We start from the raw sequence: 16454 nt of genomic DNA on the forward strand, positions 1-16454 counted from the left end.
AGTAAAAAAGAAAAAAAGCAGGTCCGTTATGGACTTGCTTTTTTTCATATTAACATTAGAAATGTTAGTTAGCTTTATTTTAATCGAATTTCATAGTCTCTTAGTGACCCTAACTCGCCTCTATAATCCAGCTTGCCCTCATCGATCAACTGACGTACACCGAATGCTAAATACATATCACCAACAACAAGATTGCTATCTCCCATGACTGCTCCAACTACTCGCGCCGCAAGTTGATAGTCATCCGTCACATGTTCCAAGAGAAACACATCATAATAATCTACAAGCACGGCTGTAAGCTTTCCATTGACCGTGTATTGAATGTGTCGACTATACGCTGTAACATTAGGTTCTCTATATATAATTATTGCTTCTTAATCGGGATGGTCAGCTCCAGATCTGTTAGATAAGTTCTATCATGTTCTCCATCCTGATCCAGATCCATGACAGCCCAATCTTTTGTTTTTACGGTAAGCGTAAACGGCCTGATCGTAATTGATTTTGGTGTACCTTCAAATGGACTATACAAATCATCATTTTTGTATTCAGATTCAGGCAAACGATGGAAATACCCAAACATACTTTGTTCCACAACTTTGCCTTTGTCGTCCACAAGTTCATAGTACACCTTACTTGCATGATACTTTCCTGTTTGTTCTGATGAATTTGGAACCGGGCCTTTGCTGTCTAATACAAGCCGAGTGGACACGGGTGACAGCGTCAGCTCTTTCACAGTATAACTGAACGTTCCGTTTGATTGGGTAACGCCCGGCTTTAACACAAAAGACTTGTTTTCTACCTTCACAGGGATTTTAAATTCAAAGATTTCCTTTACTCTAGTAACTTTCAGTTGGACCGTGAGTTCAAATTCGTCTGGTAAATGTTCAAGACGAGTGTATTGAACGGCAAACGCAGTTAGCCCCCCATCTAAAGGACGATCCCCATGACTCCCTGTACTTAATTGCAATTCTTGACCATTAACAAGTAAAATTGGCTTTTCAATATATCCCTTAAGCTTCTCGTTTTCCGGTACAATGTTTGGTTTTTCATACTCCTTGCTAGCAGCGTAGACGATCTTCGTATCTTCCTTATCGTACGGAGAGGTAGTATTAAAAGGTAAATCCTTGCCTTCACGTTCGACCAAAAAGGATAAGCGCGTTCCATCATAGAGCAAATTCGTCAATGTTAGTGTAACGCCATCATGGGTTACACGTAAGTTTGGCTGAGATACAATGCCTTGATCAATGGCAGTTCGAACTGCTTCTTCACTAGTCCCTTTGAAGAGTACCCCGATAACGGGAATGTTTTTTAAAGTAGCAGCCATTACCGGAGATACATAGCCTGAGAAAATGATTCCGATACCGAGTAAGCTCGCAGCTGATAGAGCTATGGCCGTTCGTTTGAGCAAACTAGGCTTCGATTTTGATCGTCTTCTGGATCGTTGTGGAATCGATCTCTCCTCTATTTGGCTCATAATCCGATCACGCAGCTGTTCGTTAGGTAACTTCGAATCCCCGATCATGTTTTCAATCGCTTCCATCTCAGTGCATTCCGTTTGTCGCCGTAAATGTGCCATGTACCACCTCTCCTTTCTTACCGTTACGCTCGAGTAGCTTGCGACGTAGCCGCTCATATTTTTTCCGTACCGTGGCAGGCTTAAGTTCCATGATTTCACTGATTTCATCGAAGGTATACTTTTCGACGCCTTTCAGTAGTAAAATGTGACGCTCTTCAGAAGTAAGATGAGTAAGCAGCTCATGGATAACGGGTTCATGTTGAGAGAATGACTGTCCCGGCATAGGCTGAACCTGTTCTTTACAACGTTCAATCAGCTTGAACCAGCGGCTTTGCTTTTTCTTTATATTCATTAAATGATGATAAGCCATCTTGTACAGCCAAGCCGAGAATGAGACTTGTCTCGTATACTGGTGAAGATGTTCATAAGCACGAATAAAGATTTCCTGTACCGCGTCCTCGGTCTCGGTATGATTTTTCAAAATATAATAGCAATATGTATACATCTGCCTGTCAAATTGAATCATAATCGTTCTGTATGCTTGTACATCTCCTGCCTTGACTTGGTCAACAATCGCTTCGATTGCCTCCCTTTTTCGCAAGCTATCTATATCCCCTGGGCTAGCTGTCTGCAAGAAATCACCTCCTGTCCTGTTGTTTACCGATATAACAATCACAGCCTTTCATTTTGTGACATGATGTGAAAAATATTTTTTTTGTTTTGTTTGATACTGTTACGAATGATCAAAAAAAGCCTTTCTTAGACCGTTTTTTCCTTGGATACGCTAGTGTTATTTCTTAACCTGCTTGAATGATAACTATCTCTTAGATGACCTGGATTTAATTTTAGCTTTAGGAAGAACTATAATTCGAGGAGAACTACTACCCGTTTCTTATACATTCACACTATAAAAAGCCCCAGTTCCACTTCGAATAGTGGTAACTTGGGGCTTGATTTCATAGACGTCAATGGCCGAACCATCGTAAATCAATATCTTTTTTACTCAAATAAAATAACTGGCTTCACCGTCTTGCCGCTCTTCATATCTGCGATAGCTTCATTGATTTCTTCAAATTTATATTTATTTATCAATTTATCAAATGGGAATCTGCCCTGCTTATAATAGTCAATCAATTGAGGGATAAACAGCTTCGGAATCGAATCTCCCTCCACTACTCCTGTCAATGTTCGATTGTACATAATTAATTCTTCAAGTATGTTTAATGTTACGTCAGGACCTACCCCCACTGATGCCATTGTCCCACGTGCACGAAGACTGCGGATCGCTTGAAGAATTAAGGCCGGAACACCTGTCGATTCCAGAACGTAATCTGCTCCGCCGCCTGTGATTCGTATAATTTCTTCTTTAGCATCCTGCTCCTTGCCGTTAATGACATGCGTTGCACCTAATTCCTTGGCTAGTTCTAATCGACTTGGTACTATATCAACCGCAATAATCGTCTTTGCACCTGTAATCGCTGCTCCCATTACTCCACTTAATCCGACCCCGCCACAGCCAAAGATCACGATGGAATCACCAATCTCAGGCTTTAGCTTGTTTAGCACGGTTCCTGCCCCTGTTTGAATTCCACACCCGAGAGGACCGAGAAGCGATAAATCCAGTTCTTTGTCGACCTTTACGACATTGTTTACATGCGCAACTGCATATGTTGCAAAGGAGGATTGACCAAAAAGCGTAGCAATTTCTTCATTTTCTTTTGTAAGACGACTCGTTCCATCTAGCAAATGACCGCCAAAGTTAAGCTCACCAAAATGATTGCAGCTCGCTGGATGGCCTTCGAGACAGTTTTTGCATTTTGCACAATAAGCGAAAGAAATAACGACATGGTCACCCACTTCAAAGTCAGTCACATCCGGTCCAAGCTGCTCAATAATACCTGCACCCTCATGACCGAGAGCAATTGGCATCGGAGTGGGAGTATGCTGAAGCTGGACGCCGATATCCGTGTGGCATATGCCTGTGCCCACTAATTTTATGAGCACTTCGTTGGATTTCGGCGGTTGGAGTTGAACATTCTGAATAGTAATATTGCCGCCTTTTTCGTTTACAATTGCTGCTTGAATATGCATGGTGAATTCACTCCTCATCGTCAACTACCTTTATTATATGATAACGCTTACATATTAACAATTTACAAAATTTCGAATAATTCTATTCATATTTTTACTACTGTATATGTAGCTATTGTCCCGCGCTTAGTCTGTCCATTTATTCACACATTAAACAAAGCAGGCTGTCTGCGATTTGACAGCCTGCTTCATTAGGAATCTTCTTGAGAAATAATCTAGAAACCTAGATTGTTATGAATGATTTCAGCTGCGTTCCGTTCCATCAAATGCTGTACATAGGTGTTACTAACCCCTGGAAGCCAGATTCAGGCGTCCGAACGAATATGAGTAATTCCTCTCCAGGCTTACTTGAAGCTAAGCTAGTCGAAGAAACGCCTTTGTATTCACCATTGCCGCACTTTGCTGGCCCGTTCACGACCGCTATGGTTATACTCGTTTTATCCCGATATTTTCGTGGTGAACTTGATATGGAATAATATCTCGGCTGTAGAGGTGGAAGCAGCTCCAGAAATTTCACGAATGGAAGCTCACAGGCTTCATATTTTTCTAATAACGTTAGCATGGAGAGTCGCTTGCTCAGCACTTGTTCCTGATAGACACCCTCCTCTAACAAAGCTTCCAACTCCCGTTGGTGCGGGGGGCATACGGTATGAGCTGCGAGCTCATGTATTTGAGCCCGAGTAGCAGGCTCTTGCATTTCAACGCTATGGCAAAGCAAATCACGAATATTTACCGGATGATCCATAGGAAGATGAGCCATGTCTAAGCCGGTTGCAGTTAGTATGAGTTGATCGTCCCCCTGGAGTCGGAATCTCCGCAGCACCCGATCCACATTTTCTTTACTATTACGCGGCAGTACCCCTAATTGATCCCCTTCACGATACGCCATCCCTTGTGGCAATTGAATCTCAATATGTCTTGTACTCCGTTCGCTAGTTGTGGATTGAAGTTCACGATTATCCAATACAATTGCATAAAAAGCATCGTACGCTCGCACAAGTGGCTCGGCAACTGGCCTATTAATAAACTGGGCATGAAGAGCAGGTTGTACAGACTCCGCTTCAGACACTACATTGATTCCTAAAGCATTCCTGACATCCACCCATAGCGTTTCACGCCATTGCTCCAATTGCAGTTCAAAATCACCGCCGGCATCTGCCTCACCACGAGACGAGAGTCTTACCCCACCTTTTCGCGCAAGCTGCTCATCGATAAATCGAGGCACATCCTGATAAGTATTGGACCAATTGCGGTCACCACAGCCAAATACAGCATATTGAACACCATCGAGTTTACCATCTTCTACTTCTTCCAGCCATTTCACAAACTGTGCTGCATTTCTTGGCGGTTTCCCATTATAAGAAGCGGTAACGATGACAACAGCACCATCTTGCGGAAGCTTGCCAATTGATTCATTTAAGGAAGCAACCTCACTACTTATTCCAAATGAGCGTGCCGTATTTGCTAGCTCTCGCGCTATCCCTTCTGCCGTGCCTAAATTGGAGCCGTAAAGCACAAGTAAGGAGGACGAATTGACGTCTGTTCGAGTAACAGCCCTTGTTTGGAGATTCGCAGCTATGTTTTCGCTAGTACTCACCGTCTCATTTCCTACTATCCGTTGCTGAGAAGATATGCTTGCATCCTGTATACGCTCCCGCTGCTTCACTCGAATACTAAAATCGTCTGGCTTAAGCGTTAACGTCTCTTTTATTTTCAACTGGTAATTACGATAATCAATCAGTTCAAAATGTTTGAGAATCATGCCCAGCGCTAACGTAGCTTCATAAAGTGCAAACTGCATGCCTATGCATGCCCGCTCACCATTGCCAAATGGCTTGAAAGCATGACTCGGCACTTTATCCGGATACTCAAAGCGCTCTGGACGAAACTGTTCTGCGTCCTCTCCCCATGCATCTTTGTCCCGATGAAGCTGAGGCAGCAGTACGACGAGATTGTCCCCTTTTTTTAACGGATATTCGCCGCCTAATACGGTATCTTCTCTAGCCGAAACCTCGAAACCTGGTGCTGTAGGCCATAAACGTAAAGCTTCATTAAGAATCATACGGATATATTTCAATTGAAGAACTTGCTCATAAGTCGGAGTTGGGCTCGTGAGCACCTGATCAACTTCTTGATACGCCTTTTTTAGTGCATCTGGATTTTTGAGCAAATAATAAATAGCAAACGATAATAAGCCACTCGTCGTCTCATGCCCTGCAATAAGGAAGGTAATAATCTGATAGCGAATATTTTCATCATCCAGTTGTTCACCTGTATCAGGATCTCTTCCTTCCAGCATACGTGCGAGCAAGTCAATTTCCCCAGATCCTCCACTTGTCTTTCGTTCTTCAATAATGGTGTCTACTAAATTAAACATCGTTTGTATATCTACTTCGTATTGCTTCCTTGTCTTCACCATCAGCATGTTCTGAAGCTCTATCCGATTGCTTCTTCGCATCGCTTCATTCAGTGCACTCACCATACTTAAAATAAACGGACTATGCTCTTCTCTATAGAAACTGTTAAAGCGGTAATTGAATCCGCACAGCCCAATCGTATCGAGCGTAAGCCTAGTCATGTCATCCGCTACATCAATCGTGTCATTCGGATTCAACCGTGCCCATTTCTGAACAAGCTGTGAAGCAATGTCGACCATCATCGTGTGATAACCTTTCATCGCTTGCTGACTGAACGTAGGAAGCAGAATATTGTGGGCCTTTCTCCAGTTCGGCTCAGTCGTCCAGCTTGTAAATAGACCATCGCCACCAAAAGCACGGACATTTAACAGTTCTTTACCGAGATGTTTATCAAATCGCGTAATATCACATAATTCAGCTACTAGCTTATGACCAGACACCATTAACGTATTCAATCCCGGCGCTTTAAAGCGATAGATGGGCCCGTATTTCTCCGCTAGCTCTCCGAGAGATAATATAGGAGTATCTTTATTAATTAAAGGCAAGTTACCAAGGGGTCCGTATGATTTTGGTTGAGGAATATATCCGGCTTCTCTTATCATCATAAACATCCTTTCCGAATGGTTTACGTACAAGATTCGTTTGATATACGCTGGTGACTTACTATGAAGGTAGGAAATCATTTGAGTAATTCACAAATGGTCTGATGGTAAACTTAAATCAATTTATTTCATTACATTAACTGCTCGATCCAGTTGCTTTTACACCATGAAATAATGTATCTATGACCAGCTTTGCCGCTGATCGCTTCGCAACATGCCCATTTTGTACTTGCTGCCACGTCAAAATGAGTATGGAATAGAACACATTTAATATCCAATCGCTGCTCATATCCTGCCGAATACTTCCACGCTGCTGTAAGGTTTCTATCACTTCTCGTATTGGCTCCAATATTATAGCTTCAGCTTCAAGTATTTCTTCATTGCAAAAATGCTGGTGGTCCTGAATAAGAAAATATATCTTATCTCCATATGGAATAAGCTCCTCAACCACGGTTGGAATGTAGGTTTCAATATGTTCATCATCTTTCGGAATTTGGCTTAGGATTTCTCCAACTACCTTGATCGAACGTAAAGCCAACTGCACAAACAGCTGTTCCCTGCTTTCTACATAACGGTGCAGTGTAGCAATTCCAATACCTGCGTAATCAGCAATATCATTCATAGACGCGGTAGGCTTGTTGACCAAAATTTCCGTTGCCGCATCCAGTATCGCATTCAGCTTATTCTCCTTAGTGACAGACCTGCTATCGCTCACTTTGTTCCCTTCTTTCGTACGAGTTGTTTAAAAATGATAGATCATTCTATCATATGATCGTATTTTATATTATATAACATCGTATTTCAACTACACGCGGAGAACATTCGACAAACTATTATTTAATGCCGTAATGCCGTTTATAAAAATAATAAAGCCCTGTTCCTATCAAGGAACGGGGCTTAGACATGGTACATAATCGAATCATTGTTAGCTTTCCATATCGTTAAACGGATTTCTGTATGTACTACTTTAACATCCTTCTAGGGACAATACACTTTTAATGATATCGAGCGGCACCAACGTATTTCCATAGGTATCATTCGTAATCGCAATTACAATATTTTTCATTGGTGCGATACAAATATAATTGCCGCCCATCCCCATTGCAAAATAAAATGGCTCACCAGCCACAGTCTCTGAAATCCACCAGTGCCGACCGTAATAGCCAAAACTCTTGTAAGTTAAATATTCAGGTCGTGTCGTCAACGAAATCCAGTTTTCACTTATAAGCCGCTTCTTGCCCCATCTTCCCTTGTTCAGATACAGCTGTCCAAATTTGAGCATATCTTGTACGGATAGATGCAAGCCGAATCCCCCGATATTGACTCCTCGCGGATCATCATGCCAAATGTAATTGTTAAACTGCAAATGAGAAAACAAATGCTTATCAGCAAATTCATTCGCACGCACATTCGTTACTTTATGTAAAATTGCCGTCAACAGCTGGCTGCATCCTGAGTTATAATTCATAGATTCACCGGGATTACTTATCAGTGGTCGCTCCAGCACAAACTTAACCCAGTTCGGGCTATGAATCATTTCTGGCCAGCCATCCCATTCACTCAGCTCTGGCCAATCGAAGCCCGCACTCATCGTAAGAAGATGATCGATCGTGATCAATTGCTTTCTAGAATCGCTGCTACGTCTCAATTCAGGAAATAATTCAATGATAGGAGTAGAAAGTTCGGGAAGCAATCCCTTATCTTTTGCAATGCCAATCAAGCAAGAAGTAAAGCTTTTTGTGCATGAATTGATCTTATGAAGCTTCTTCTCAGACTTGCTATTTTTAAAATGCTGAAATACGAGCGTGCCGTCTCTACTAATCAAACAACTATGAATCTTTTCATTTTTCAATACATCGGATAAGTGCTTGGTTTCTTCATTCCACGTAATTTGCAAATGGTGTCCTCCCATTATTTATTGTCCCATAGTCCTATATAAGTATTTCATTTTATCATTACAGAATTTACCTAAATACGTCAATACAATTACCTTATAAATAACATAGTGAGGCTGAAATACTTCTTTATACACATGCAAAATAAGCCGCAGCGTTCCCTACGGCCCCTTAAAAATGAATATTTTCATTCCCCTTTCTTTGGATAATACGAAAATCCAGGATACTTAACAACAGGATACTTCTCTTTGCGCAAAGCATTGATTAACTCAGGCCCTACATGTAAATTATCCTCTACAAGTTGATGCGGTGTTAACGCCATCCATTGGTTCAATGACACATCCGCGAAACGGTCGCTCTTAAATATTTCAAGAAACCAAAGGCTCTGTTCACCAGTATTCTGCACATAGTGGCCATTAGCAAATGGCACATACCCCACATCGCCAGCCCTCACATTAAAAGTGCGTGCAACCCCATTTGCTGCAAATACGGTCATACGCCCCGTTCCTGACAGGTAATATTGCCATTCATCATTATTTGGATGCCAATGCAATTCACGCATTGCTCCTGGTTTCACTTCTACCAAAGCCGCTGCAATCTCACGGGATATCGGAAAATTACTCGAATCGACGATACGAACGCTGCCACCAGGAGTAACTAATGGCTTTTGGGCTAGCAGCCGATGAGCAAACGTTTTTGGTACCGTGCCAAATGGATCAGGCACTTCTTGTGATTCGATTGGCCCAGGCACCTCTGCTTGGAAAATGTATCTTTGCTCCTTAGGAATATTGGCAAAGGCACTTTCCGGCACACCAAAATTAGCGGATAGGACATCTTTCGGTGTATGAGCAAACCAATCCGAAATCGATAACGTATCAAAATCAGAAAAATGCCCGTCATCAAAAACAAGCAGAAATTCGCAGCCCTCCTCTAATCCTTGAATGGAATGGGGAATTCCAGGTGGGAAATACCACAAATCACCTGGACCAACGTCCGCGATAAAATTGCGCCCGTCTTGATCGACTGCTGTAATTCGAGCTCTTCCTAAAATCATAAAGGACCATTCCGCCTGCGTATGCCAATGCAGCTCACGCACACCTCCTGGGGTCAGACGCATATTTACGCCTGCTATCGTCGTTGCGATTGGCAGCTCTCGAATCGTGACCTGCCGCGACCAACCTCCATGATTCAGCTGCATGGGTGCATCTGAGAAAGAAAACCTCATATTAGGCATGGTTCCCGCATCGGTTGCTGGCGGCACTAGCATATCTGGATTTTGCATATCAAGCATAATATTGCGAGGTCCTAAGTCGGTAGCCCCCGCTCCATCGCTGCGAATCGGTTGTGGGATTGGTATCTTCCTATGTTGATGGGGGATATCATTCATGAGGCATCCACTCCTCTCACAATCAACTATTTATACAAATTATGACGTACTACATGGACATTATGTGTTCCGACGGTAAACCGGGAGTAACCTAAGCTTCACAAATCACTAATGGGGAGCTCCCAGTTGAAAATAGAGACAATTATGCAGTTATTTAACCTAAAAATGTGCCTATGCAAGATATGATCCGCAAAAATGTAGTTATTTTAGCTTCATTTCCAATTTGAGTGCATATTTGAACAAATTAAATGCATTACTTGTACATAAAAAGGACGCCCCTCCTTTCCTTAAGGGACGTCCTTTCCATTTCATTCAAGAATGAAGCACTGCGATTTCATTCCAATCGCTGCCGGATGTGTTATCATTCTCAAGTTATAATCTTGTATTACGTTTTTACTTGATTGGACTGCTCAACGTGCTTTTCCACGTTTCGCTGCCATCTTCGTTGCGTGTCGATTCATGTGATACGGTTGCTTCTTGAACATCTCCAAAGCCCCAATGGCTTATTGGCATATCAGGGAACAAAGGATCAAGTCCTTTCAACGGTCCGCGGAACAGCATGCGGTTAATCATCGTAACAGCTTCAACGCGATTAATATGCTGAGATGGTTTAAACGTACCATCTGTATATCCACCTAGGAATTTACCGCGATATAGCGCTTCGATCGTATTGCCTGACCAATGCTCGGACGAATCTGTAAAGTGATGCGATACAGGTGCATACACGTCAAGCTTCAAGAAACGAGACATAACCGAAGCAAGCTCACCGCGTGTTACTGGCGCGTCCGGACGGAATGTGTTGTCCTTGTAGCCGCTGAAATAGCCATGCTTCGTTGCAATTTTTATCGAGTTGGTTGCCCAGTGTCCTGAACGAATATCGGTATAAGATAGTTTGTCGTTACTAACACCACCTGGCTCAGTGAGGCGTGCTACGATAGCAGCAAGCTCCGCACGAGTCAAATATCCATTCGGTTTAAACTCTTTGTCCGGGAAACCAACGATATAACGTGGATGCTTAAGTGTGCCGAAGCGATCAGAGAACACGTTCACTTTAATTACTGCTTTGGCTTTTGAGTCGTTATTGCCGTTAACAGCAAACTCACCGTGAATGTCGAAGATCGTGTCCGCTGCTTTCATTTGCGGCCATTGAATCACTGGTTTGAAGCTGTCGCCTTTGCCGCTAGCAATATTAGATACTTTCCATACAATTGTATTTCCAGTCACTACTCCACCAGCAGCATCTACAACTACAACACCTTCTGGAAGCGTAATGCGAACTTCCGCGGAAGAAACAGGGCTTGTAGATGCGTTCTTATAACTAATCGTCAGATGGGATTTCTCCCCTTCTTTGACTTTGTTCTTGTCGATCTCCATTTGAAGCGCGAGCTTCGTAGTTGGATCCGGTGTCGGCACAGGTGATACCGGATTGCCACCGTTATTATTACTGTTGTCACTGCCATTACTATTATTGCCGCTGTTGATCGGCTTTAGCTTTAGATCATGCCTCACGATTTCACGTTCGACCGACAATACCGGACTCGTATACGATTCATAACCGCTCTTCGTAACGACAAGAACATAATCGGTTTCTGGATATACCATGTAAGCATAGAAGCCATTTGCATCGCTCAATTGCTCAGGACTCGCGTTATCATTAGGTGCAAATCCTGCAATAGCAGGCAGCTTGACACCTTGTCCTGGAACAAGCCCTTTCGCGATGTTTCTAGGTGTGTTCGCATATTGAAGAGTGACTTTTGCACCTTCAATTACTTTATTCGTAACCGCATCTGTGATCGTGCCGTATGGATCGATCAATTCAGTTGAAATATTCATTTCTCCTGATGCCGTTACTTTAACAGGACCACGGCTCACAATGATAGATTGGCCAGGAGCCACTTCGTAGCGCACCTCTAGCTCATATTCACCGATTGCAATGCCATCAGCACTAAATACGCCCTGTCCTTGCAGTGGAAACGCTTTTGGCGCCCCATTGTGCATCACGTATGTGCCATCCTGTTTCTTCAGATAAACACTAGCTTTGTTTAGTACTTCTGGAGCAAGTAAAGACGTGCTGCCATTCGGCTGCTTGAACAAAACGATACCTGTCGCTGTTCTATCCGAATCAAAGCTTTGATTGCCTGCTCCAGTTACCTCGCCAACTGCTGCCTTTTGCTTGTAGCTAACTGGCGTTGATACGCCGCCGATCATGACATGCTGTGTGACCGTTAAATCATAGGTCACATCGCCTTTAGGAACTACGACGCTGTACGCACCATGTTGATCCGTTACTACGGTTTCATCAAAGTCAACACCTGGTGTAATTACGCCATCGCCGTTCAGATCAAGTGTCACTCTAACACTTGCCCCTGCCACTGGCTTATTGCTGTCACCTGATGTCACAACTCCTTTAATAGAAGCTGGCAGGAACGTGATCTTAATTTCCTTTTCAGCAGATAATCCAAGTTTCGTGTCATTTACCACCGCTTTAAGCGGGATCTCTTGTGATGCTACGCCAGTAATCTTTCCTGATTGATACGTTACTTGCGCAATACCTTCTGCATTCGTTACCGCTTTATTTCCTCCAACAAATTGACCTGTATTCGATGGAGCGCTAAATACAACTTCAACACCTGCGATAGGTTTACCGCTCTCATCTTGCAGCTTCGCTGTTAACACCGTGGAAGACTTACCATCTCCCAAAATGCTAGCTGGATTAGCTATAAGCGACAGGCTCGATGTTGCTACCTTATAGTCATTATCAGCAAGCTTGTCCACTGCTTCTGTCTGCACTACAGCGCCTGCTCCATTAATCGCTACATACGTAACCGTATGCTTGCCTCCAATTAAGTTTGCAGGAACGATATAATCAGTGCTCTCCCACTTCTTAAATCCGTCTGCAGCCCATGTAGCTGCATTACTGAGTGTGAGTGGAACGGAAGTACCATTCACAGTGGCTGTTACACCTTCCGCTGCAATGGAGCTAACAGCAGAAAGTTTCAATGGCTGATTAGGAATCGCTCTAGCTGGTTCCGCATCGCCTTCTTGCTTATTTCCTGTCCATCCATTCAGTGCTTTATGGAGTGTAATTGCTACCATTCCAGGTGATACGCTCGTGTTTCCATCTTGGTCAGTCACTCCGTATGTAAAGCTATCTTGGCCAAATGTGAAACCAACGTTTGGTGTATAAATCCAAGTCGCACCTGTCGGATCTGCTGGGTCTTTCGTGAGTGTTCCGTTTATCGGGTTAGTGATAATCCCGTACGTAATTCCTGTTACGCTCTCACGATCCGTTCCACGCAGGACGATAGAAACGGAAGGTTGGCCTTCATTTGCTTCAACCGTTACGGACTCCGCAACAGGAATACCGTTGTAAGAAATGTTGATGCTTCCTGATTGCTCTGATTGGTGCATACCATCAAATCCATGCCAAGGGATGGATACGATACTGCCCTCCGGCAATGTAGGAGATGTTTCGAATTGCAAGCTGCCTACCTCTGCCGTTGTCAAAGTTACCGTACTGCCCGGATTGAGGTATACCGCACCGGTTACGCTGGACATGTATTTCAATCTTCCCTTGCTCGCCAAATCAGTCGGAACCAGAATTTGAACTTTCTCTAGCAAGTCACCATCTTTATCGTTATAGGCAGGAGCTGCTGAAAAATCTGCAGTTGCAAAATCAATCGTTGCCCCTATCGTGCCAGACTTGTTCACTTGTCCGATAACAGGAGGTGTATTTATTACAATCGTTACCGTCTTCGATTCGAGTGAATATTGCAGTCCATCAGAACCGCTCCACTTGAAATCAACAGTACCTGCAGCATCTGGGGCTGGAATGAACTTCAGCCGATCAATATCAGCCGCAGCAATCTCTTGTCCTACCGTTACATCTACTGCTGGACCAGATGAAGGAACTAGAACTAGCTTCCCTTTTGTAGGATCAGGCAGTGTGTCGATGCGCACTTTTTCTAGCGGCTCATTACCTGGATCGATATAATTCGGTGCAAAATCCCCCGCGTTCGTAAATGGAAGCTCCGCATCTCCTGCTTTCATAACTTTGCGAATATCCTTTACTTCAGGTGAACTATTGACCGTAACTTTGGCATCATCTACAGCAAACTTTGTCCCGTTGTATCCGTTCCATAGGAAATCAACTGTACCGTCGAACCCAGCTGCTACCGGCACAAATGCGAGTTTGTCCAACTCATTTACAGGGATAAGTTGATTAGCTGTTACCGCTACACCGTTTAATTGCAGCTGCCCTTTTGTCGAATCTGGCAGCGTTACAATCTTAACGCTTTGCAAGTTGTCCCCGTTAGGAGCGCCACCGTTTATTTTGAAGTACTTTGACTTGAAGTCATTTGCGGAGAACGCTGTCGGGACAGAGCGATAAGCGGACTTTGCGATATCTGCCACGAGTGGATCATGTGTGGAGAAGGTTACGACATGCTGCGCCTCGCCTGCATTTGTGTTACCCTCTTGCTGACGCCCATTGCCTCTGTCTTCGAACAAAATTACATTGACGACATATTCTTTCGAAGGGTCTATGGTTCCATCAGTAATTACGATGTTGTTCCAGTTCTCTGTCTTGCCTGTATCTGCTCCTGGAAACAGCTTCTGGGAAAGACCTAGATTTCGTTCTACCTCTTGATTACCTACTTTTGATTTCTCAATGACATTGACTTCCATCGCATAATTTCCGGGCACTTTTGGAATAAAGCCCGTGTCAATTGTCACTTTACCTGGCTCTACTTTTAAGTCAGCCTTATCAATTTCACCGGATTTACGGGAACCGCCATCAATAATAAGCTGTGCCCAGTCAACTGTCATCTGCCAGTTCGTGTTAGGTGCATCCGGGCGCACATCTTGATAATAATGGTGAATCGTAATCCCTACATAGTTATCGCCCTGAGTGATGCGATGAAATTCATTCGGTTTGAAATTCAATACGGTCGTATTCCATTTAGCATTTTGACCTGACAGTGTACCTAGATATGCTCCCTCGGTAATCTCTTTTTTGTAGCCCGTCCCATTTGGAGAGATACCCGATCCCGCAATACTGTTATTCCAGTCAGCGGTCGTTTTCCAAGGCGTATATGGACTACCTAATGCGATATCGCTAGCACTTGAAGAGAAATAGACGCGGTCCCATTCCCCGTTATTATTCGCGGCTGCATTATATTCATCCACATCCAATGCTCGAATGAGCAGTTGTGCACTTTTCGTAGGAATTTTATTGACGTTTGGAATTTTAAACTCGACTGGATACTTGCTATAGTTATCACCGGTTTTATTTTGATTCTTCAAGCCAAGATCCAAATCCCCGTCAGCCGCAGAGTTACTTGCTCCGCCGCCCCAGTTATCGGAATCTACGAAGAACGTGCCACCGTCAACTGAAGTTGGAACCGCTGCCTTAACTGGTCCTAGCGGAACCATTAACTGAGCGCAGAGGAGTACAAAAGTCATTAATAGTGCCCCGATCCGTTTTCCCAACGCCCCCTTTCTTTTTAGAGTTGACTTGCTTTGTTGCTTTTCTGTCATAGACTCTACTCCCTCGTATAGTAATGCTGGTAGCGACACATATAGTAACATTCATGACTGAACAATTACTGTACAATCTCTTTTCACATCAAAAAAGCCCCTTCCATTATCTAGTGATGATTTATCATGGAAGGCAGCTCTTCTACTTGTCCAGCTTATCTATATTAACAACATATGTTCATAATTAAAAGAGGAAATAATAGATCCATTTATTTATAAAATATCCTTGCAAGTAGTCGCGCTCTAAAACATTTTTCTACATAGATTTGGATAATACCTACCCGTTCCAGTATGCTTGGATATCACGGTCATATTCATTTTCTTCCGCTGCTTATTCCACAGCATCTGCTTATCAGCCATATCTACTAGCTGTTCTAATTGTTTCGGTCTAGCACCCTGATGAGAACCTCTATGAGAATAAACGGCAGTTCCTAGAGATATCGATAAACTTATAGTACCTTGTTGATTTATCGATTGGATAGACTTATTCATCAGGTGAAGTGCGGCCTCTACTTCATGTTCACTCTGGCAAGGAACCATGACAACAAACTCATCCCCTCCCCAGCGAACAACAACTTTTTCTGGAATACGAAGTTGTAACAATTGGTCTGCTATCTTAGACAGCATCTTATCACCTATGTTGTGACCATAGTTATCGTTAATCTGTTTAAAATTATCAACATCAATGAAATAAATGGCGACTGCCCCATTCTTTCGTTTCGCTCGATGCAAAAGCCTGCGATATTGTTTGACTGCAACTGTCCGACTATAAGCGCTTGTTAAAGAATCGTACGTAATTGTATAACGAAGCAGATCAATATACTTGCCTAGAGCCCAAGACATGACAATCCAAATACCTGAGACAATAGCAAAAGAGCTAGAAAGACGATCGATTGCAAATAAATATAAGTTGAACGCTGTAACGATACCTATGGAGATCAAGCCAAGTACAAGTTGGCCTATATTCAATGTTCTCCCTCCTATTATGCAAGCCTGCTCTTATTGTAT

The 16454-nt window shown here is 43.2% G+C and carries 10 protein-coding genes; all 10 read right to left on the minus strand.

Going from position 1 to position 16454, the window contains the following annotated elements; genetic code table 11:
- Positions 1-74 precede the first annotated feature (74 nt).
- The gene (locus FPZ44_RS10965; RefSeq protein ID WP_144990091.1) at positions 75-368 is read right to left on the minus strand and encodes a DUF3658 domain-containing protein; all 294 of its coding nucleotides are present in this window, start codon (positions 366-368) and stop codon (positions 75-77) included.
- On the minus strand, positions 365-1576 hold the full coding sequence (locus FPZ44_RS10970) for a DUF4179 domain-containing protein (protein ID WP_144990093.1): 1212 nt from the start codon (positions 1574-1576) through the stop codon (positions 365-367). The genes FPZ44_RS10965 and FPZ44_RS10970 overlap by 4 nt, the downstream gene beginning before the upstream one ends.
- Entirely contained in the window at positions 1542-2150 is a 609-nt protein-coding gene (locus FPZ44_RS10975; protein WP_144990095.1) for an RNA polymerase sigma factor, read from the minus strand. The genes FPZ44_RS10970 and FPZ44_RS10975 overlap by 35 nt, the downstream gene beginning before the upstream one ends.
- Before the next feature lie 365 nt (positions 2151-2515).
- Complete coding sequence (locus FPZ44_RS10980; protein ID WP_144990097.1) at positions 2516-3607, minus strand: NAD(P)-dependent alcohol dehydrogenase; 1092 nt, start codon at positions 3605-3607, stop codon at positions 2516-2518.
- Between the two features lie 262 nt (positions 3608-3869).
- Entirely contained in the window at positions 3870-6626 is a 2757-nt protein-coding gene (locus tag FPZ44_RS10985; RefSeq protein ID WP_144991795.1) for a bifunctional cytochrome P450/NADPH--P450 reductase, read from the minus strand.
- A gap of 136 nt (positions 6627-6762) precedes the next feature.
- Positions 6763-7341, minus strand: coding sequence for a TetR/AcrR family transcriptional regulator (locus tag FPZ44_RS10990; RefSeq protein ID WP_144990100.1), 579 nt, complete (start codon positions 7339-7341; stop codon positions 6763-6765).
- 252 nt (positions 7342-7593) lie between these two features.
- The gene (locus FPZ44_RS10995; RefSeq protein WP_261378291.1) at positions 7594-8523 is read right to left on the minus strand and encodes a serine hydrolase domain-containing protein; all 930 of its coding nucleotides are present in this window, start codon (positions 8521-8523) and stop codon (positions 7594-7596) included.
- A gap of 185 nt (positions 8524-8708) precedes the next feature.
- A complete protein-coding gene (locus FPZ44_RS11000; RefSeq protein WP_144990104.1) occupies positions 8709-9908 on the minus strand; it encodes an oxalate decarboxylase family bicupin in 1200 nt (399 codons plus the stop codon).
- 393 nt (positions 9909-10301) lie between these two features.
- Positions 10302-15446, minus strand: a complete 5145-nt coding sequence (locus tag FPZ44_RS11005) for an S-layer homology domain-containing protein (RefSeq protein ID WP_186786000.1) — start codon at positions 15444-15446, stop codon at positions 10302-10304.
- Positions 15447-15689: 243 nt separating this feature from the next.
- Positions 15690-16415: a GGDEF domain-containing protein gene (locus tag FPZ44_RS11010; RefSeq protein ID WP_144990108.1), complete on the minus strand. Its 726-nt coding sequence runs from the start codon at positions 16413-16415 to the stop codon at positions 15690-15692.
- Between the last annotated feature and the right edge of the window lie 39 nt (positions 16416-16454).

This window comes from Paenibacillus agilis, assembly GCF_007786455.1.
Taxonomy (GTDB): domain Bacteria; phylum Bacillota; class Bacilli; order Paenibacillales; family Paenibacillaceae; genus Paenibacillus_B; species Paenibacillus_B agilis.

Coding starts and splice junctions, on each gene's coding strand:
- FPZ44_RS10970 (WP_144990093.1), bottom strand. CDS start 1,576: ATGGCACATTTACGGCGACAAACGGAATGCACTGAGATGGAAGCGATT.
- FPZ44_RS10985 (WP_144991795.1), bottom strand. CDS start 6,626: ATGATAAGAGAAGCCGGATATATTCCTCAACCAAAATCATACGGACCC.
- FPZ44_RS10980 (WP_144990097.1), bottom strand. CDS start 3,607: ATGCATATTCAAGCAGCAATTGTAAACGAAAAAGGCGGCAATATTACT.
- FPZ44_RS11000 (WP_144990104.1), bottom strand. CDS start 9,908: ATGAATGATATCCCCCATCAACATAGGAAGATACCAATCCCACAACCG.
- FPZ44_RS11005 (WP_186786000.1), bottom strand. CDS start 15,446: ATGACAGAAAAGCAACAAAGCAAGTCAACTCTAAAAAGAAAGGGGGCG.